This window comes from Persicirhabdus sediminis (assembly GCF_016595495.1).
Taxonomy (GTDB): Bacteria; Verrucomicrobiota; Verrucomicrobiia; order Verrucomicrobiales; family Akkermansiaceae; genus Persicirhabdus; species Persicirhabdus sediminis.
Genome location: NZ_JAENIM010000009.1, coordinates 176,432 through 195,915 on the forward strand (window position 1 = coordinate 176,432; position 19,484 = coordinate 195,915).

The 19,484-nt window shown below is 47.2% G+C and carries 10 protein-coding genes; 4 read left to right on the forward strand and 6 right to left on the reverse strand.

What is annotated here, in order from left to right:
- Nucleotides 1-50: 50 nt before the first annotated feature.
- Nucleotides 51-1,757 (reverse strand): tetratricopeptide repeat protein, encoded by a 1,707-nt coding sequence (locus JIN82_RS01975; protein WP_200309953.1) that lies wholly within the window; start codon nt 1,755-1,757, stop codon nt 51-53.
- A gap of 175 nt (nt 1,758-1,932) precedes the next feature.
- Between JIN82_RS01975 and proC the strand changes: the two genes are divergently transcribed.
- Nucleotides 1,933-2,736, forward strand: a complete 804-nt coding sequence (proC, locus tag JIN82_RS01980) for a pyrroline-5-carboxylate reductase (protein ID WP_200309954.1) — start codon at nt 1,933-1,935, stop codon at nt 2,734-2,736.
- Nucleotides 2,737-2,826: 90 nt separating this feature from the next.
- On the opposite strand, the gene JIN82_RS01985 is transcribed toward proC, so the two are convergent.
- Both JIN82_RS01985 and JIN82_RS01990 read right to left on the reverse strand, forming a co-directional pair.
- Nucleotides 2,827-3,786, reverse strand: coding sequence for a hypothetical protein (locus tag JIN82_RS01985; protein ID WP_200309955.1), 960 nt, complete (start codon nt 3,784-3,786; stop codon nt 2,827-2,829).
- A 44-nt stretch (nt 3,787-3,830) separates the two neighbouring features.
- Entirely contained in the window at nt 3,831-4,706 is an 876-nt protein-coding gene (locus JIN82_RS01990) for a transporter (RefSeq protein WP_200309956.1), read from the reverse strand.
- Nucleotides 4,707-5,065: 359 nt separating this feature from the next.
- On the opposite strand from JIN82_RS01990, the gene JIN82_RS01995 reads away from it, so the two are divergent.
- Both JIN82_RS01995 and JIN82_RS02000 read left to right on the forward strand, forming a co-directional pair.
- Entirely contained in the window at nt 5,066-5,947 is an 882-nt protein-coding gene (locus JIN82_RS01995; RefSeq protein ID WP_200309957.1) for a ParB/RepB/Spo0J family partition protein, read from the forward strand.
- Between the two features lie 199 nt (nt 5,948-6,146).
- Entirely contained in the window at nt 6,147-7,919 is a 1,773-nt protein-coding gene (locus tag JIN82_RS02000) for a DEAD/DEAH box helicase (RefSeq protein ID WP_200309958.1), read from the forward strand.
- A 182-nt stretch (nt 7,920-8,101) separates the two neighbouring features.
- Here JIN82_RS02000 and JIN82_RS02005 read toward each other — a convergent pair whose 3' ends face one another.
- Nucleotides 8,102-14,383, reverse strand: a complete 6,282-nt coding sequence (locus JIN82_RS02005; RefSeq protein WP_200309959.1) for an Ig-like domain-containing protein — start codon at nt 14,381-14,383, stop codon at nt 8,102-8,104.
- 494 nt (nt 14,384-14,877) lie between these two features.
- On the opposite strand from JIN82_RS02005, the gene JIN82_RS02010 reads away from it, so the two are divergent.
- The gene (locus JIN82_RS02010) at nt 14,878-15,222 is read left to right on the forward strand and encodes a DUF2288 family protein (RefSeq protein ID WP_200309960.1); all 345 of its coding nucleotides are present in this window, start codon (nt 14,878-14,880) and stop codon (nt 15,220-15,222) included.
- 51 nt (nt 15,223-15,273) lie between these two features.
- Here JIN82_RS02010 and JIN82_RS02015 read toward each other — a convergent pair whose 3' ends face one another.
- Together JIN82_RS02015 and JIN82_RS02020 are read right to left on the reverse strand one after the other, a co-directional pair.
- On the reverse strand, nt 15,274-18,285 hold the full coding sequence (locus tag JIN82_RS02015) for an HzsA-related protein (RefSeq protein WP_200309961.1): 3,012 nt from the start codon (nt 18,283-18,285) through the stop codon (nt 15,274-15,276).
- 1 nt (nt 18,286) lies between these two features.
- Nucleotides 18,287-19,177 carry an NHL repeat-containing protein gene (locus tag JIN82_RS02020; protein WP_234041705.1) on the reverse strand — a complete coding sequence of 297 codons (891 nt, stop codon included), beginning with the start codon at nt 19,175-19,177 and terminating at the stop codon, nt 18,287-18,289.
- Nucleotides 19,178-19,484 lie beyond the last annotated feature (307 nt).

The window sequence follows — 19,484 nt, forward strand, 5'->3', positions numbered from 1 at the left end:
ATGTTGGGAGCTTCGTTATTAGCGAAGCTATTGATTAATAATTTGACGGTCTATTTATCCTGATCCTCACATTGTTTGAGCCCAGCTGCAGAGCGATAGTTATTGGGATACAACTCAATAGCCTTGGCAAAGGCATCGCGGGCTTTTTCCACTTCACCAAGCTCTAAGTACGCTTCGCCAATTAGGTTTTCCATCGGGGTACTGATAGATGAAGGCATCATCATAGATGGACGAGCCTGGCGATCAGCCGCAGAGCGCAGCCAGTTGATAGCAGCCAGCTTGCTGTCATCGTTAGCTTCTAAGGCAATCTGGCCAGCCAGACACATATCTAATACAGCTAAAGTTGAGCCAGCACGGTGAAACTCTGATAATGAGCTAAAGTTATTGGTAAAGCGCACCGATTGTTCCATCGAGGCAATCTTGGAGATCATGCCGCGGAATGCTTGATGGATCCCTTTCGCGGCCGGATAGTCTTTAGCTGCTAGTGCTTTATGCGCACCACAATAATAGGCCAATGCTTCGACGTAGCCGCCAGCTAGGCTTTTCTCGCCAAAAATCTGTTTATCCCCTTTCTTAGGCAGAGTCTCTAATGCCTTCTGATAGTCGCCTGGCTGTCCGCGCCCGATGTACATTCTAGCAGGCAAGGTACGGGCATCCCAAAGCACCATCTGGGCAGTGGCAGAAGCGAGGCGATCTTCTGAAATATTCAGCTTGCTGATTGGGCTCGCCAGTTTGATGGCGAGATCAAACTTACCCATATCATACAGGCAGCTTGAGCGATAGAGATAGGATTTAAGTTCTGTCTGGCAGTCGAAGAATGATACCCCTTGGGCTTTGCGGTATTCTTTGAACAACCTGCTAGAGTTGGCAAATGCTTTGTCCGCTTCTGCTAGTTTGCCGGACCGCCAGAGGAAATGACCTAGCAAATGCTGCCATGGCGCAAACTCAGGATTGATTTCAGCGAGCTTACGCGCATACGGCAGGTATTGTTTTTCAAACTCAGCCATACTAGCTGGCGACTCAGCAACGAGCGCGAGATAGTACTCGATAATCATCAGATCGTTAGGGTTTTTCTCCATCAGCGCCTTCATGTCCTTGATTGCCGCCACCTGAGTTGGCCTCGCGTCACCAAATTCATCGTAACCACCACGCAACAGAAAGATGCCAAACAAACGAGCTAGGGATTCGTTAGGGTAAAAATCAGCTATGCGATAGAACATCTCTCCCGCCTTACGGGGGCTATCCACTAACAATGTCGCCACAGCTGTGGCAAAACGGCATTCGTAGTCAGGAAATACAGCTTCATTGAGCTCATCAACGGCCTCTACCAGATCGAGCATTCTCTCCATCGCCACGTTTCTGTAGGCGAGGTCTTCGTTAAATGGACGAGCTAGAGCCAAACACATACCAGCGTAGGCCATCAGGCATTCAGGGTCTTGCTGAATAGCGGCTGCAAAATGTCGATACGCTTCAAAATCCCACTGCGCGCTGACTAACGCAAAGCCGTGTTCAACGTGTTTTTGTGCCAGCTCTGAGTTGGTAGCCACCATCATGCTCGGCACCGCTGCTTCCAGCTGGAATTTTGGTGGACCAAGTTTTGCCACGCGTGGAGCAATGCAAAATTTAGCATCAAATTTACCTTCTACTTTGATCGCATCAGCAGCGGCCACCGCATTGGCAGGCTTCTCATCAGCCACCAGCGGCAGCGAAGTCATTAGTAATGAGATCAATGGGGGGATGGCAAACAGCTTGTTCATGGCAAACTTTTAGCGCATATCCGAGCTAGTTCCAGAGTAAAAAACGTGCGCTTTGTAGTTCGCGTTTGTCAGACTCAATGGGTTCAGCTAGATGCGCCACTCAGGAGCCGACGATTTACTGATATGCGCCGTATTAGGCTCGACAGCGAGCGTGCTCGTACGCATGTTTTGCGGCATGAAACTCGGACTTATCGGATGTGGAAAAATGGGCACCGCTTTGGTGCAAGGAACAATTCAAGCGGGAGCTGTAAATTCAGCTGATGTGTTCTGTGCAGATCACTTTGCCGAAGCTACCCAGGCAGCCAGCGAGAAAATGAACGCCATAGCTTGCCAGTCAAATAGTGAAGTTGTCGCCAAAGCTGATGTTGTTCTGTTATGTACCAAACCAGCGCAAATCCCTGACGTTCTAGCTGAAGTAGCTGACTCTATTCACGCCAATACCCTTTTCATCTCTGTGGCAGCTGGCGTGAAAATTCAGGCCATGGAAGCTGCTAGCCCAGCGGGCACACGCATTGTTCGCTGCATGCCAAATACTCCGGCGCTAATCGGCAAAGGAGCTGGCGCCTACGCTGCTGGCAGCCAGGCCACCGCTGATGATTTGGAAATTGCTCACCGCATTCTTGGATCTGTTGGAGAAGCCATTGAAGTCCCTGAAAACCTGCTCGATGCCGTCACCGGTCTATCAGGATCTGGCCCCGCTTACACCTATACCTTCATCGAATCTCTAGCAGACGAGGCGATTGAGCAAGGACTCGAGCCGGATCAAGCGGTCAAGCTCGCCGCCCTCACCGTCCTTGGCGGAGCTGCCATGGTGCTGGAAACTGAGTTCACTCCAGCTGAACTACGCCAACATGTCTCATCACCTAACGGCACGACTGTAGCAGGTCTGCAGGCAATGGGTGAAGCGGGCTTTGTTGAGGCATCTCGCGCAGCTGTCAAAGCTGCCACCGCTAGATCTATCGAGCTGGGCAAAGCCTAAGGATTGAGGCAAAAAAATTCGCAAGACTCCAGCTGGAGCCTTGCGAATCACACACGGACTATGGACAAAAATCTTTAGCTACTAGGCCAGTTAGCGGCCTGGTCGCTGTGGTTTTTCAGGCTTTTCTGGGCGCTGTGGTTTCTCTGGCTTTTCAGGTTTTTCTGGTCGTTGTGGTTTTTCTGGCTTCGCAGGTTTCTCGGGCTTGCTAGGTTTCTCCACCTTATTGGGGCGCTGAACTTTGTTCACCTTATTACTTTGCGCGCGCTCAGCTTTAGCCGTTTGCCCTTTATTTTGTTTCTCATTGGCGGCCACTCTATCATTACCTTTGGCTGATTTGTTATTCCCCTTGCCATTAGATTTCCCCTTCTCTGATGCTGCATGTGGCTCTTTTTCTATCTCGGCCTCACCGTCTGAGCCGATGCGCTTTTTATTTTTCGCTGACATCAAAGTACCCATCTTCACACCTAGCAGCTCTTGGCTAATCTCACCCCAGCCAGCTCCGGCAGCACGCATTTCTAGTACCCCTGTACCTAGCTCTGCATTACCACCAAACAAGGCACCTGATAGGTTATCAATATTACCATCAAAGCCATTTTGCTTCAGCATCTCTTCAGCTAACAACAGGCTGATCTTGACGTTACCAAAGCCCATCCCGCCGTTAGTATTTTCTATGGTCACGGTTTCAGAGCCAGATTCAATTTCGATTCTAGTCTCCTGCACAGGATTGCCATTAACATCAACAATCTGTTGGCCGTTGTCGTCTACTTTATAGACGGGATTACCATCAACATCAAAAACTGGTACCTCAACTTCAATCTCAACATCCCTATCGTAGGTAAAATCACTACCATTGCGCAGTGAGTCCACTAATGATTCAGCATGTTCACCAGCCATTTGATCAAAGTCACCAGCTATTTTCTGCGTGACCTTCTCCTGCCCAGGCGATCTAACTCCTCCTTCGATTTCATCCTGCGCTGGCGCTAACAATTGGCCACCACAAAAGGTAAATCCCATCACTGCTGACACAGCAGCTAGTTTATTTGTTTTCATCTCTATTCTCTATTCTAATGATTAGAGGGTATTTTCAGGGGTCATTAGAGGGTAATTCTAATCTGCAGCCCGCCACCAAAGTCTGGGCTCCCATCACTTAAACCAAAATACATGTATGTGGTAAGCAGTCTGTCCTCAGGCAGTCGATATCCAAGGTAGCTGAAGATTTCTAAGGAATCGTCAGATGTGTCTGTACTAGCTTGTTGAAAATCTAATGACGCACCAAAATTAATCTTCTCACTGTAGCGGTAATCGCCCCCAACAGAAGTATAAAAAACATTATCGAGCTTGTATTCATCTGGGCTGCCTTTGACTTTGTAGGCCAGCGTGACCATGGGGCTAAATTTCCCCATAGCTTTGAAATAATCGATCTGCAGTGTGTAATCAAATTCACCAGTGCCTAAGCCTTTATCAGAATCAGCTGTTGGAAGTTTGACTTTACCTACTAAGTCTAGGAATCCCCAATCAGAAGGAAAAGAATCTAGGCTATATGCGGCTGTCGCCCAAATATCACCCAGACCTTCTTCAGTCTTTGTATCCCCTCCCTTAGGGCCAACAATCACGCCTCCTTCACCGCCGCCAATGACTGAGCCATCGCCCGACATGCGAATCCACGGAACTGTTAGTTTGAAGTTCCACGGGCCATTTAGATAGCTGAGATTAAGTGGCAGATAGAGAATTTCCGTTTTCTCAGCATCACCGTATTTACCTGAGCTAAAGTCGATGCCGGTACCAAACCGCCATGTTCCTTCTTCCTCTGGATAGAAACGATCAAAAACGGGTGATAGAGATTCGACAGCTCGAGAAAATGAGAACTCATCGGATGATCCTGATGTCTGATTGGACTGGATGCCAGACTGTGCGCATAGGGGTACCATCATAGCACCAATAAAGGCGCCAGAGACTATGGCTATATACATGACTAAATCGGTAATACAAAAGTGGACTACCGCAGTCAAAAATAAACACCAGCCTAACAAATAGCTCAAATGCCTACCTCGCACACCAATAAACCACCCACACATTGACTTCGAGTCAATTAGACATCACACAAGCTCAGCTACCTATCAGAACAAACGTTCCCAGCCGCGCTGGTAAAATTTATCTAGCTAACTACAATTGATCTGATGGTTCCCGCTAAAGCTGACATTTATCTAATCAAAATTGATAAACGCTGAGCGGATTATGACACAGAAAACCTACGTCTTAGCTACAGTGAGAAAAAAAAACTGAAATCAACTTTGCACATTGTCCATCATCTGACTACATAAAAAGACGTATGGCGAAGAAAGCACTCGGGAAAGGATTGGGCGCACTGATCAAGACACAATCGAACTCAGCTGGAGCAACAAATTCATCAGCTGGAGACAAAGTGCTTCACGTGGCAATTGACAAAGTCATTCCCAGCCCACTCCAACCCCGAAAACATATCCCCGAAGGTCACCTAGACGAACTGCTAGACTCGATCCGTGAGCACGGCATCATTCAGCCGCTTATCGTTCGCAAGGTAGATAACAAGTACGAACTCATTGCAGGTGAACGCCGTTGGCGTGCCTCCACCAAGTTAGGTCTGAAGACCGTACCTCTAATCATCCGCGAAGCTGGCGACCAAGAGGTGCTAGAGATGGCTCTCATCGAAAACCTTCAGCGCGAAGACCTTAACCCGATAGAAGAAGCTGCCGGTTACGTCCGTCTAGCAAAAGAATTTGGCATGAAGCAAGAAGCCATTGCCAAACGTGTGGGTAAATCCCGCGCCAGCGTGGCCAATGCCATGCGCCTGCTCGACTTACACCCAGATATTCAAATCTACGTTGCCAATACCAAGCTCAGTGTCGGCCACGCCAAAGCGATCCTTTCTCTGAAAAAACATGAACTTCAGCTCATGGCTGCAGATCAAATTCTCACCAAGAAACTCACTGTGCGTGCCGCTGAAAAGTTAGCACAAACGCTCAACCGCGGACCACTTGAGCAAAAGGCTAACGATGAGAGTAATCGCGAAATGGATGCCACCATCCAGAATATTCAGACAAAACTTCAAGCTAATTTTTCCACCAAAATCAACATCTCGCACGGCGCTAAAAAAGGCAAAATCGAGCTGGAATACTACGGGCAAGAGGACCTTCACCGCATCATCGAACTCCTTGGTATTCAAGTAGATTGATCATTGCGCAGAGACATTAGTTCGCTTATCTTACACACATCCAGCCAGCTGGAATTCCATCAGCCCACCGTGCAAACCCTGCTGCGATGGGCAATTTCTCGTATCCCAAAATTCGCTTTCACAGCTTTGGGGTTGCCAAGTAGCCCAATCTGTGTCAATCCCAAACTTGCTCTGCCAGCAAGGCATCTACTTATTCATCATGACAGAAACTAAATTTTCCGACCTCGGGCTTAAGCCAGAGCTCCTCTCTGCCGTACAAGCCCTTGGTTTTGAAAGCCCGTCCCCAATTCAAGCCAAAGCCGTGCCAGCTATTTTAGAAGGTGGCGACATTATTGGTTTGTCTGAGACTGGCTCAGGGAAAACTGCCGCCTTTACTCTACCTGCGCTTCAGATGATCGATCTGCAAGCCCGTCACCCCCAAGTTCTCATTCTCTCCCCTACTCGCGAGCTCTCTGTACAGGTATGTGAAGAAGCTCACCGCCTCGGCAAAGATCTCGACGGTCTGCGCACCGTACCTGTTTACGGTGGCACACCTATCGACCGCCAAATCCGCTCACTCAAGGGTGGTGCGCAGTTGGTTGTTGGTACTCCTGGCCGCTTGCTAGACCACATGCGTCGCCGCACGCTCAACCCACGTAACATCCAGCTAGTCGTTCTCGACGAAGCTGACCGCATGCTCGACATGGGCTTCCGTGAAGAAATGGAAGAGCTACTCTCTGCAATGCCTGAGAGCAGACAGACATTGTTCTTCTCCGCTACCATGAACAAGCACGTTGAGCGCTTGATCAAAAAATTTGGCAAGGATCCAATCCCTGTTAGCGTGGAGCGCAAAACCAAAACCGTTTCCACCATTTCACAGTGTTACTACGAAGTACGTAACCGCTCTAAGGTTGAGGTTCTATCTCGCCTGCTAGACATCGAGCCACCACGCTTGGCTGTCATTTTCTGTAACACAAAACGCTCAGTAGATGAGTGTACTGAATCATTGTTAGCCCGCGGCTACACAGCTGATCGCCTACACGGTGACATTAGCCAGCAACTGCGTGATCGTACCATGCAACGTTTCCGCGAAGGCAAAATCGAACTGCTCGTAGCTACTGATGTGGCTGCTCGTGGTCTCGACGTCGACGACGTGGAAGCAGTATTCAACTACGACCTGCCTCAAGATCCTGAAGATTACGTTCACCGTATCGGCCGTACAGGCCGTGCTGGCCGCAAAGGTCGCGCAATCAGCTTCATCTACGGTCGTGACGTTTACCGCTTGCAGAGCATCGAGAAATACACTCGCCAGCAGATCCAGCGCATGGACATCCCTAGCCAAGAGCAAGTGGAAGGTCACCGCGCTGACAAGCTGTTTGAAGAAGTTAAAGAGCAGCTAGCAGCTAGCCCTAACCAAACATTCCGTCACTACATCGACCGTCTGCTTGACCAAGGATACGCACCTACTGAAATCGCCTCTACTCTCTTTGAGATGCTGCGCAAGAAGTTGGGCCGCGAAGGTGAATTCATTGCTGAAGACTCACCTAACTACACTAGCAAAAAGCCTACTCGTCCAAACAAGCGCGATCGTGAAAGACGTGGTCGCCGTGACGACGACCGTGGTGGTAGAGAGCGCCGCGAACGCCGCGACTTCGACAAAGACCCACGCTCAGAGCGTGGTGAGGGAGATCCTCGCCCAAGAATGAGCCGCGACAAGCCAGGTGGCCGCCAGAACCGTATCGGCAACCGCCCAGGTTCATCATGCCTCTTCCTCGGTGTTGGTAAATCTGACGGTGTTCAGCCAGGTGAAATCATCGGCATGATCTACCGCGAAAGCAAAATTGAAGACGGCGCCGTTGGCCAAGTTCTTCTCTTTGAACGTCACACTCTCGTGCAGATCAAAGAAGAATGTGCTCCTAAAGTCATCAAAGCATGCCGATCAAGCAAACTTGCTGGTCGCAACTTCAAGATCGACTTCGACCGCCAGACATAGTCTGACTAATAATTCTATCAATCAAAAAGCCGCAGCTATCAGCTGCGGCTTTTTTTGTGTCGCTAGCCCCCTAGCCGCCCATCTAGAATCCAGCTAGCTGAGCAAAAAAATCAGCTGCTATCTATTCAAGACAGCAGCTGATAGTAGGTCATATTAGATTCCTCTAGCTACAGCTCCAGTCATTATGGTAGCGATGCCTCCACCTTGATGAAGTAGCTTTCAGCTGGCTCAGTGAGCTTGAGATCATAGCTATTCTCAGGAGAAGTCGCTGTAATGTTAGTTTCAGCGGCAGTCCAATCTACCATATTGCTAGAAACCATCACCGCATAGCTACGACCATCCGCACTAGTCCATTTCAATGGAATGCTCACGCCGCTAGCCTCACCTGTGATTTCCACTAAGAAACGTGAGCTCGGGTCTCTAGGATTGGTCCCCGTGATGAATTCATCATAGTTGCTCACTCCATCGCCATCGCTATCGAGCTCAGAGTCATCTGCACCTTCGTCTAAATTGTACATTTTCTCGTAGCTATCAGGCATGCCATCATTATCGCTATCAATAGCTGCGCTAACACTAACGGTCACCGTGTCTGAGGCAATCCCGCCAGCGTCATCGGTCACCTGCAGAGTGAAAGTGTATACACCATCAGCAACGATGAGCTCAACTTGCTCGCCTGAGGCGATCAACTCACTTCCCAGTAACCATCTATAGGAAACAATAGAGCCATCACTATCGCGGCTAGCAGAACCATCCAAAGTGATCCGCTCACCAGAAATGCCATCTGTATCAATCACCACTTGATCTCTCCCAGCGTCTGCTATAGGTGCCGTGTTTCCATTGCTAGGCAGAATGTTATAATCCATCAAAGATCGAATTTCTTCTGTGCTGAGTGCGGAGCTAGTGATCCAAACTTCGTCCACGGCGCCGTTAAATAAGGCCAGCGCGTTGATCACCATTGCCGTATCATCAGCGCTGTCCCAATCGTCATACGCAACGCCATCTTCATAAAAGGTTAGCTTGTTGCTAGATCCATCACAGCTGATAGCAATATGATGCCACACATCTGTATCCAGCGCTCGCGGAGCAGTGGTCGACCACCATGTGACTTCATCACTGTAATGGCTAGCACGCAGGTAGTAATTTCTATCACCACCACGGTGATAGTTATACTCGAAGCTATTGTTCACCTTATTACGTTGATAGGCCAGTTCGTAAGACTTACTTGTATCCCTCTCATCACTCTTGATCCACATGGCTATGCTCCAATCATCACTGGTAGAGAATTGGAATGTTCCCACTGAAATGTAGGCACTGCCGGTAGATTTGAAGCTACCTGCTCCAAAGCGTCCGTCGTTAGATAATCCTCCGCCACTCCCAGCCAGACTGCCGTGACGACCATTACCTGATACATCCGCATAGTCTGCATCAAAGGCATAATGAGCGAGAACATCATCTCTAGCGGCATAAACCATCACTTCTACCGAAGCTGAATCCTCATAAACGCCATCCGATACCGCATAGGTGAAATGATCTATTCCACCAACACCTAGCTCAGCTGTGTAATAAAGAATATTGCCTTCTACACTAACCATGCCTTTTTCTCCATTCGTTACATTGACAATGCGTAGTTCATCACCGTCAGGGTCAACATCATTAGATAGCACAGCTATCGCTGTTTTTACCCCTGCTGTCACTGTGAAACCAAAATCATCATTAGCTACTGGAGCCTCATTGCCATCTAGTAAATCGACAGCCACGGTAGCTATGTTGGAATAATAGATTCCATCGTCGACGCGGAATGTGAAAGTATCTACGCCTATATAACCTGGCACTGGTGTATAAGTCACTACATTGCCTGACAACCTAACTGACCCTGTCAAAGGCTGATCAACAATACTGTATTCGAATGATCGACCAGTAGGGCTAGATGCAGATAGATTGATAACAATGGGCCCGCCATCTTCCAGAGTAGATAAAGACCGGCTATTAGCAACAGGCGCATCAGCGGAACCTTCAACTTGTACTAAGACGGTTGCTTCCACCTCGTTACCATTTTCATCGCTTAGGATATAAGAAAAAATATCCTTCCCCTGGAAGCGTTTGCCCGCTGTATAAACAATCGTCATCGTATTTCTATCCAGACTCACTTGCCCCTGCTGAGCAGGGCTGACGGATACAATCGTCAGGGCGTCGCCATCATCATCTTCGTCATTTGCTAGAACATCAATGACAACTGAATCCCCCTGAACGACAGTGGCATTATCATCTACGCCAACTGGTAGGTCCTCTACTGGATGCACCGTAATCGTTACCGTTGCCGGCGGTGAAGTTAGTCGCAAATCTGATCCCTGATAGACAAAACGATCAACACCATAGAAGTGGTTATCTGGTTTGTAGCTAAATGTTCCATCTGCCTTCAAACTCAACTGACCGTGGCTAGGTGGAGTAATCACCGTGGCAATACGAAAGTCATACTCGCCATCATAGTCATTCGCTAACAGACCTAGATAGGGATCGGTAACAGATAGAATGGTATCTTCATCCATCTCGTAGCTATCATCAGTTGACTGTGGCGCCGTATTTTCAATAGGCACCCCTAAGACCTTAATATTATCCAGTCGGCATTTTGGCCCGTTGCTATCAGACTTAAAATAAAATCTCAGCATGAACCTTGAGTTGCGATCAGCACTCGCGGGAAGATCAAATTTCACAAGCTCCCAATCCATATGACCGTCCTCATCATCTGGGCTTGGTGATTCATTAAGATTGCCGCCGGCAGGAACAACAGAATTATCTAGCGGCACAAACTGGCTACCCGCAAACGCATTCCCTGCAGTCGGACCGCCAATAGATGAATAATCGACACCAGCACCAGCGTTAGTGATTACATAGAGTTGACCGTCTACCAGTGAAGATCCAGACGACAAGGTGGTAACAGTCTCAGTTGCCTGCTCCAACAGACTCCACGACGAGCCCCCGTTATCACTCCAATAAGTATACAAAACGCGGCCATTGGGTAATACATCAGTGAGCTTGCGCGCATATTCTACTGAGATCGTATGATAATTAGAAGTGTCGACCTTTACATCTAGACTGTCTTTAGACGCATCTTGAGTACCACGATTGATCTGTATCGCATGATTATTAAAATCACCTTCTTCAGCTGCCTCTGAAGGCTCATAAGTGTAGTTTAGAAAAGATCCCGCGATCCAGTTCTGAGCGCTGAGCGACCTACTGCTCCAATTCTCAGTGAAAAAAGCACGCTGAGATGAGAAGACTTTTTTCACATTGATATTCACTCTAGCTGGCTGGCTCGTCGATGTTCCATCGGTGATCGTATAGGTAAATGAATCAGCCCCGGCAAAATCACCATCAGGCGTGTAGCTGAAAGTACCATCTGCATTCACCCTAACTATACCACCTTCCACACTACGGCTATCATAGCTAGATACCCAGAAATCTTCACCTTCCGGATCGTAATCATTGGCTAACAATCCATCAGTGGCGTCAGCAATTTCAAAGGTGAGTGTTTCAATCGCCTCATAATAGCCAGAAGTATCATCCACAGCAATAGGCGCGTCATTCACCGTATCATTCACAGTAATGACGACCTTCACGATATTGCTGCGTCCTTCACTACCAATCGCTAGATAAGTGAACCAGTCTTTGCCTGAGAAGGTACGTTTAGGTTGATAGACAAATCCACCATCTGCAGCTAGCGCCAGCGAGCCAAAATTAGTCGACTCAATAACTTCCGCTCTAACTGCGGATCGACCGAATTGCTTATCATTAGCCAATACACCTTGAGCAGAGGAAACCACCAACGCGAGATCCTGATCAATAGTGTAACTATCAGCTAGGGCGCGTGGCACATCCGCTGGATAGCTTGCATAACGTCGCACCTTGAATGCATCAGAAACATCCGCATCTCTTGAACCACAGTAAGCGGTCACCTTGACAATTGCTTCTCCAGAAGCTGAGCCAGCATAACTAAGTGTTAGCTTTGTACCCACTAGTTGTGTGCTGAGAATCTTACTATCACCACTCACCTCAACCTTATAGTGCAAATCCGCGTTTGGAGTCGCGCCCAGAGGTTCAAAAAAGACCTTTGATAGATCGATCACCGACTGTGTTTCCTCGAGCGTCACTGCGATATTTTCGATCGGCTCAACGACGTAGACTTGAAAGCCATCGAAATCAGCTGGCAACTTATCCTCTTGATCGTGAATCCAGTTATCATGCGTTACTGAAGGAATTTCAAAAGCGCTAGCTGGCACATATTCTGCACCGTAATTATATGGTTCCAACTCTTCGTTAGTTTTACCCATCTCGCTCTCAGGAGTAGGCATATTGCCTGTTCCATTAATGAATGGTCTAGCTTCGGCAGTCTGCTCGTAGGCCAAAAATCCTCGGTAGATATTGCCATCGGCAAGGTAGTACATGTGGTTCGCGACTGCATCGGTATAATCTTTACCAGCGTGACCCATCGCGGCAATTCCCTTAAAGTCACTTTGCTTACGACCAGCTAAGGCCCTGGGGCTTAAGTTGCGTGCAAAAGTAACATCTTTGACGAGTCTGAGGTAATAGTTAGAATGAAACTTACGTGAATAAATATTATTGATATTGTTCAGATAGCCACCGACCAGAGCGTCCATATTGCCTCGCCCCGTATTACTAACACCACGTTCAAAACCTTCAAAATGGCAATCAAAGAACTTCCAGCCAGATCCTTTGTTATGGGTCTGAAACGCCTGCCCACGAGGATCATCAATGTCGCCAATAAATACAGAGTCATACATGACCATGTTGTGGAAGTACTTTTGGTTCACCCCTTCTTCTACACCAAAAACCAACAAGTTAGTCATGTAGTTAGCTGGACCGCTTGACTGAGAAAAAGTCGCAAATACCCCGGTCTGGCCACCGTAGAAGGTATTATCCTTCATCCTTGTTGACGCATGAAATAAGCCAGCCATTTCACTTGTTTCTAGCTCTGGTTCTTGTGCGAACTTCGATGGCAAACTTGCAGTTTTAAAATCAACCAAGTCTTCATCAGTCTGCCAGTGAGCGATACCGTGACCAGTGAAACCTGTCGCCACATTCCGATCTAACCTAACGAACTGTGAGTGAATCCAGAAGCCATCCCCTGCATTACCAAAGATTTTGAATAGATCTGTGCCACCATTGTTATGCGTTCCTGTACCATGAGTACGAATTGACACATTATCATAAAACTCACCAATCTCATTTCCAGCTTCGGAGATGAATGAGGCGCCATCGATGTCGTATGAAACATTTCGGTTAATCTTAACGGCGCTGGAATGATTCACGTAGGCCCAGCCAGGTGAGCCAATCACCGAACAACCTTCAACAATTGCTAGATCTTCAGCTGTACCTGCGCGATGAAAGTGAACCGGATAACGCGCAATTGGATTGTACGCGACGCTTACCACCGCTCCATTGTCATCAAATTCGGCACTTAGAAGTTCATCTTTAGACACTAACTTGTTAGTACGCCCCATCTCACGAAACTGTACATAACGAATATCAGCCTTATTGCTGTGCATCATCATCGTATGACCTCGGTAAATATACTCAGCACCAACCTGCACTTCTTCATTACCTGGCGCTGTTTCCACTATGATATTTCTGGTTAAATTGATAATATGCATGCGCAGAATTAACCCATCACGCGTATGGTTAGGCGTGAGGTGATCTTCGCTTAATGCTCTATCTAAAGTCACGATAGCATTTTCATAATCGACAGCGGCGATAGTTCTAACTTCATCCCCTTCAGCATCGCGCCTACAGTTGGCGATGACAATCTCATCGCCTACCAACCAGTTAGATGGCAACCGATCCAGCTGGATAGATATATCGCCAGCACGCGCGGCGGTAAACGTAGCGCTGGGATCGCGCTCCATACCGTAAGCAATCCACGAGCCATGAACAATGACACCTAAGCCAACCTTAAGTGGGTCATAATCCGGACTATTGGTATTCTCAGTTTCAAATTCACCAATATTATTAATGATAATTCTAGCAGTAACTGAATCATCAATAGGCTGGTTTTCAGTTCCCATGGTAAGTTTACCAGAAATTGAAACCACCATAGTATCAACGACTAACTGGGTGTTGCGTTGATTGGCAAAATCTAACTCACCGTCAACCCGAATCGTCTGATAGGAATCGTCGAACACATCGTCAACACGAACGCTAAGGCCTTCAGGAATAAGGATTCTAGCGCCTTCAGCTGGCAAACTTCCCCCCCACGTTTGAGCTTCAGACCAGTCACCGTCTTGCACGGCTGTGTCAGTGACATCGCTGTCAGAAACTAAGTTCATGAGAGCCATGTGTTCATAATACTGCGGCGTACCTTCAGTATGTTGAGCGTGTGAGAGTAACGTCGTTAGGGCAACAGCCGTTGCAAATAGCAACTGCCGGAACAGGTTCTTTATAGGGTACATAATTTGTGCGAATTATAGGTGAAGTCTTCGCATATCCCATAGAACTCAGGAATCTGAGGCTATTGGGGTAAGGATGCACGAACAACCTTTTGGGCTGCAAAATGGCAGTTCGAAATCACTAGTGAGGAGATATGCAATACTGCTGGTCTCAGTTGGGTTGCTGAAAAAAGCACTATTGATTTAGTGATACCGATGCCCCCTAACTAGCTAATCCAACTTTAACGGTCAACGTGAATTTCATATTTGTGCCACCAATTAGAAAACAAACGTCCATCGATCGGCAAGATCTATCAATCCGCTCAAAACAACTAAATCGAAACAATAAAATCAATTATTAAACAGTCAGTTAACATGTCGCCAGATGAGTGTTAGTGAATAATGCACAACTCACAGTAAATAAATCCACTTAGCCGCAAAAGCTGGCCTATTCACCAACTCAAGGAGCACAAGACATTTGACTTTGCTATTGCCTAAAGGCCATTAAGATTAGCTCTATGAGCGACGAGCAAAATCAAAACGAAAAGATGGCTTATGGCATGGTTGGTGATGATGGCCTCACTGACGAGCAGCGTAGGAATAAATACACAGGAGATGTCGACTGTGAATACCTTGAGCCTCACATCAAACAAGGCGTGGTGATCTTTGTAGATCCGAGCATTGATTTAGATGAGGCCGGCGCGGCTTTCAGCTCAGATGACAAAGTAAAAGTAGATACCTGGCTGAAAGCTGGTGATTTAGTCAAGGTAGACGAACTGCACCTCAAGTGGTGGCAGAGCCAGAAAACACGCTTCATGGCTCAGATTGTTAAGCCATTTGTTCTCGTCAAAGAAATCAAATAGCGAGTGCGCTAACAGCTGGGTCCAGCGACCCAGCTCCTAACGAATCCATTCCTAGTTAGCTGAATTTACCTTTTCACGCCATTTTTTCTCAACTTCATAAACCCAATCAGTGCGCGAACCGCCAACCTTCAAATGTGCTGGTGGGTTGAACGGGTCGTTATGTTCTAGCGGCTCAATTGAAGCTAAAACCAAGTTTTTCATCTCGATATAGTTAGGATCCAACGTATCCTTCCAGCCATTTGGCAGCTGGCCCCATCCGCCAGCACCTCTAGCTAGAGGTGCCATCAAGATACGGCTCTTCTCAGGGGCGGCGTTGTTAACTAGCGCAGCATATGGTTCATTGGCTATCCCAGCACCAAACCTTTCAGCGATTCTCTTGCGCAGTGCAGCTTCACCAGCAGAATCAATACCGCGATCTTCCTCGCGCACCCATGAGTAATCACCATAGAACTGGCCATTAGTATCTAACCACTCAATCACAGGTAACGCTTCCTCAGCTGATAGCTTCACCCCATAATGATCATTCATTAGTAGTTCAGGTAGCTGGCTGGCATGCGATAGGAAATCTTTCACTTCACTAAATGACGGCTCTTGGTTGCGGTCTAGCATACGGAAATACTTGTTGTTAGTAATCAAGTAGTCATAAGAATTACTTACACGAATGGTGCGTACATTTTTGGGATAACGGTCAACTTTCTTATCAAAGTAAGTTCCTAGCAAGTTGACTCCACCAGCAATATCTTTGTCCAAGCCGTGGCAAGAAATACAATGTTGGTCGAGCACCGGCTGAACAGAACGCACGTAACTGAAGCCATTTTCATATTCAGAACTTTCACTAGCTTGCAGTGTCTGCACTGGGGCATTCATTGACATGCGAGAGAGTTGCGGCGCAGCATTACGAGGTTCGTGGCAGCCTACGCAGCTCATCGTTTCCCCATCGTGCAAAAATATGAAACTACGCATATTCATCACCGACATTTTATTCTCATCTAGCAGCTGAAGCTGAAGTGGCACGCCAGCTGGAGCTTCAAATGCAACAGATCCGTCATCGGCGACCTCAGCGGTACCAATAACGCGCTTCGGTACTTCTTGCATGACCCAGCTGCGGTGCGGCACAGTCGGTGCGGGCTGATTAAATAGCTGATTCACTCGGATATGTTTGATCTCACCTTGCTTGATATCAGCAGTACTCTGATAGACATTCTGAATCATCATCGTACCTTTACCTGTCTGGCTATTTTCTGGTAACGAAGACGCAATTTCGCGAACGAATTCACGCTCTCTTAGTGGCAGCGGTGTGAAACATGACATCTCAGGATCTCTATAAATCTGTTCACGATAAGCTTTCCCATCCACATGATAGACTAAATAAATACCATAGGCATTATCTGGCACAGGCCTCCATCCGTGATCTCCCTGATTAGCATGCTGGTCTCTAGAATAAGCTGCTAGAAAAATATCTTCAGCTAGAGGAAACGGCGTCGCGTAAGTTGAAGGTTGAGAAATCCGCCCATCTCCTTCAGGAAACAAAACCTCAGGCGTTAGTCTGGTGATAGGCTCAGGACCTTCATCTCCCACACGAGGGTCGATCAACACGATAGAGCCAGCGGTGAACGAATGGTGAGCTGTCGCCGTAGCCATCACTTTGTGAGAGCCAGGAATCGCGCTCGGTTCAGCAATAGACATCGGCATTGCCGTAAGATTACCATAAAAGTTAGCTGTCTTTGTGCCATCTGGACGAGCTGTCCACAATGCATGGAAATTAGTATCATGACGATTGATATACTCCCAGCGGTTGAAGATAACACGGCCATCATTAAGTACAGCTGGGTCAATCTCGTTAGCTTCACCAAAAGAAAACGGGCTGATCTTGGATCCTTCTGGATTTGTTTTGTACAGATAGGATGCTGGTGAATTGCGGCCAGCATGGCAACGCGCCACATTCTGTGAACGTGTAGAGCTGAATACAATATTTCCGTCAGGTAAATAACAAGGGTCGTGGTCTTCTATCAGCACAGTATAGCGTCCGCCTTCACGCTCCATCGGATCTGCAGAAGTGCCAGTCACCTGTCTAAGCCAAGAACCATCAACCGCTGCTTCGTAAATGAAAAATCGACGATGTGACGCTTCGGGCTCGGTATGGTCAGCAAATGAAAAGATCACCTTTTCGCCGTCAAAGGATAAGCTTGGATGCAAAATTGAACCTTGGGGTAGTTTATCTTTAGTTAGGTACTGCAATGGTTCATTGCCTTGTTTCCAATTTTTCATCACCACTAAACCTGGTGACACACGGCTGTGTTTTGCCAAATATTGATCTGAATTATGATAGAACAAAGGCGGCTGACGTTTATTGAATAACAAATCATCAAATGCCATTGACGGATGGTTGAACAAAATCTTACGTCGCAGCTGGCTAGCTCGCGCGGCAACTTTCTCGACATCCCCCGATGACGCAAGTTGCTTGAATTCATTGATTTCAGCAGAAAAGTCTAATTCAGGAACGACACCAGAAATCAACTTCGCCGCCATCTCGACACTTTCTAACTCGCCTGCAATTTTTTCAGCCCTCAGAGTTTCTTGATAGTTTTCCTTATACTGAATTTGTGGATTCTCCCAGATAACCTCAACATCGCTGTTACCAATGATTCTCCTAACAACAAGCTCAACTCTATGAGCCCCCTCTATAGGCACATCCAGCTCAATAGCTGGATCCCCAACAACTAAGTTCCTAGAACGAAACTTAATCTCATCATCAACTCTAAGCTCCAACATACAGGCCCCGCCCTCAGTGTCGGATGTTGCTACAGCTTTTACCTTCGAGGTAAATCTTTCTGCCTGGCCCTCCACCAGAAACCTCAGTATCCCCTGGCTAGAAACATATAGTTCACGCTGGCCTGAGCCATCCAGCTCACGCACCTGCCACGCAGCGATAGAATGTTCAGCTAGAGCAGGGTCGAGTGCCCAATTACTCGTTGGCTGCGTCTCAGCTAACACTGAGCTCACACAAAGAGCTGAAACTCCAAGCGAAGCAACCGCCCGCCTAACTATTTGATACTTAGTCATACTATTGTAAAATAATGATTCCGTGCAAGGTTCCCGCCATCTCGGCATCATGCCATTTCCAAACCAGTTCCCCCTGACGGTTAAATTCTAGCAACTGAGGAGCCTTCTTACTATCCATAGGCTTATGGCCCGTCCAGTGGGCTAACATGATATTGCCATTATCCATATGCTGGATCTGGGATATGAAATGCATTTTGAATCCATCTTGCTCAAGCTTTTCAGGCAAAAGACCAACAACTTTCCAATCACTATCTAACTCGATTAGCTGACCGCCATAACCAGTAGACACCCAGAAGTGCCCCTTACTATCGGGCTCAATACCATACGGCTTTGCCGCTTTAGAGACCGCTTTGGCCAAATCTAACTCGCGCACCACCGTGCCATCCTTTTTCACCTGTTTTACTTTGGTCTTCGCGCTGGTGAATAAAAAATCGCCCTCCTCTGAAAATCGCAGTTGGCGAAAAAATTTCCCCATCTTAAGATCGTAGCTCTTTACCTCATTGTCCTCTGCATCGAGCTCTATAATCTCGTTTGAGTTCGCCACAAAAGTATGACCGTTTTCTGTACGTACAGCGGATTGCACCCCTTTCCAGCGAGAAACGTCTTTGAGCATCTTACCAGTTTGAACATCATACTCTCTATAACCGGTTAGTGTATTCACTAATACTCTTCCCTCCGAGAGCAAGTGAACCTCACGGTTACCTGGCAGCTCAACAGCCCAATTTTCGTTAGGGTTAAATTCATTCACATGAATTAGCTGAGCGCGTGACTCATCGGTTGCTATAAACTGATGTTTTATCACCGCACCGTCATCAGCCATGGCCATACTCCCCCACATGACGGATGCCAAAACCGGCGCAACTAGTACATTAAACAAACCCAATGATCTCATATAGATAAAATACAGAGCTCAATTTCTTGTTCTATCAAGAAGACAATATAATGAGCAAAACAATCAATATATGACGCCTACCATATACAGTCGATTTTTTGATTCATTCCAAAATTAACCGACTACGTAGATTTTGTCGTCAGCCACTGTAATTGATATTAAGAGCGCGATTAACAAATAACATTTGAGCTAGCTGAACGCCCCTAATCGCCCTCCGATCCATGAATCTGGCACATGCTAAGCATGCATGACACTTCAGTTAAGCCATCTGATCAACAAAGTTAAGAAATTGCAACCATTGTAAATA

Excerpts from the sequence above, each read along its gene's own strand:
- JIN82_RS02005 (WP_200309959.1), bottom strand. The coding sequence starts at position 14,383 with ATGTACCCTATAAAGAACCTGTTCCGGCAGTTGCTATTTGCAACGGCT.
- JIN82_RS02020 (WP_234041705.1), bottom strand. The coding sequence starts at position 19,177 with ATGAGATCATTGGGTTTGTTTAATGTACTAGTTGCGCCGGTTTTGGCA.
- JIN82_RS01975 (WP_200309953.1), bottom strand. The coding sequence starts at position 1,757 with ATGAACAAGCTGTTTGCCATCCCCCCATTGATCTCATTACTAATGACT.
- JIN82_RS02015 (WP_200309961.1), bottom strand. The coding sequence starts at position 18,285 with ATGACTAAGTATCAAATAGTTAGGCGGGCGGTTGCTTCGCTTGGAGTT.
- JIN82_RS01995 (WP_200309957.1), top strand. The coding sequence starts at position 5,066 with ATGGCGAAGAAAGCACTCGGGAAAGGATTGGGCGCACTGATCAAGACA.
- JIN82_RS02010 (WP_200309960.1), top strand. The coding sequence starts at position 14,878 with ATGAGCGACGAGCAAAATCAAAACGAAAAGATGGCTTATGGCATGGTT.
- JIN82_RS01985 (WP_200309955.1), bottom strand. The coding sequence starts at position 3,786 with ATGAAAACAAATAAACTAGCTGCTGTGTCAGCAGTGATGGGATTTACC.
- JIN82_RS02000 (WP_200309958.1), top strand. The coding sequence starts at position 6,147 with ATGACAGAAACTAAATTTTCCGACCTCGGGCTTAAGCCAGAGCTCCTC.
- JIN82_RS01990 (WP_200309956.1), bottom strand. The coding sequence starts at position 4,706 with ATGTATATAGCCATAGTCTCTGGCGCCTTTATTGGTGCTATGATGGTA.
- proC (WP_200309954.1), top strand. The coding sequence starts at position 1,933 with ATGAAACTCGGACTTATCGGATGTGGAAAAATGGGCACCGCTTTGGTG.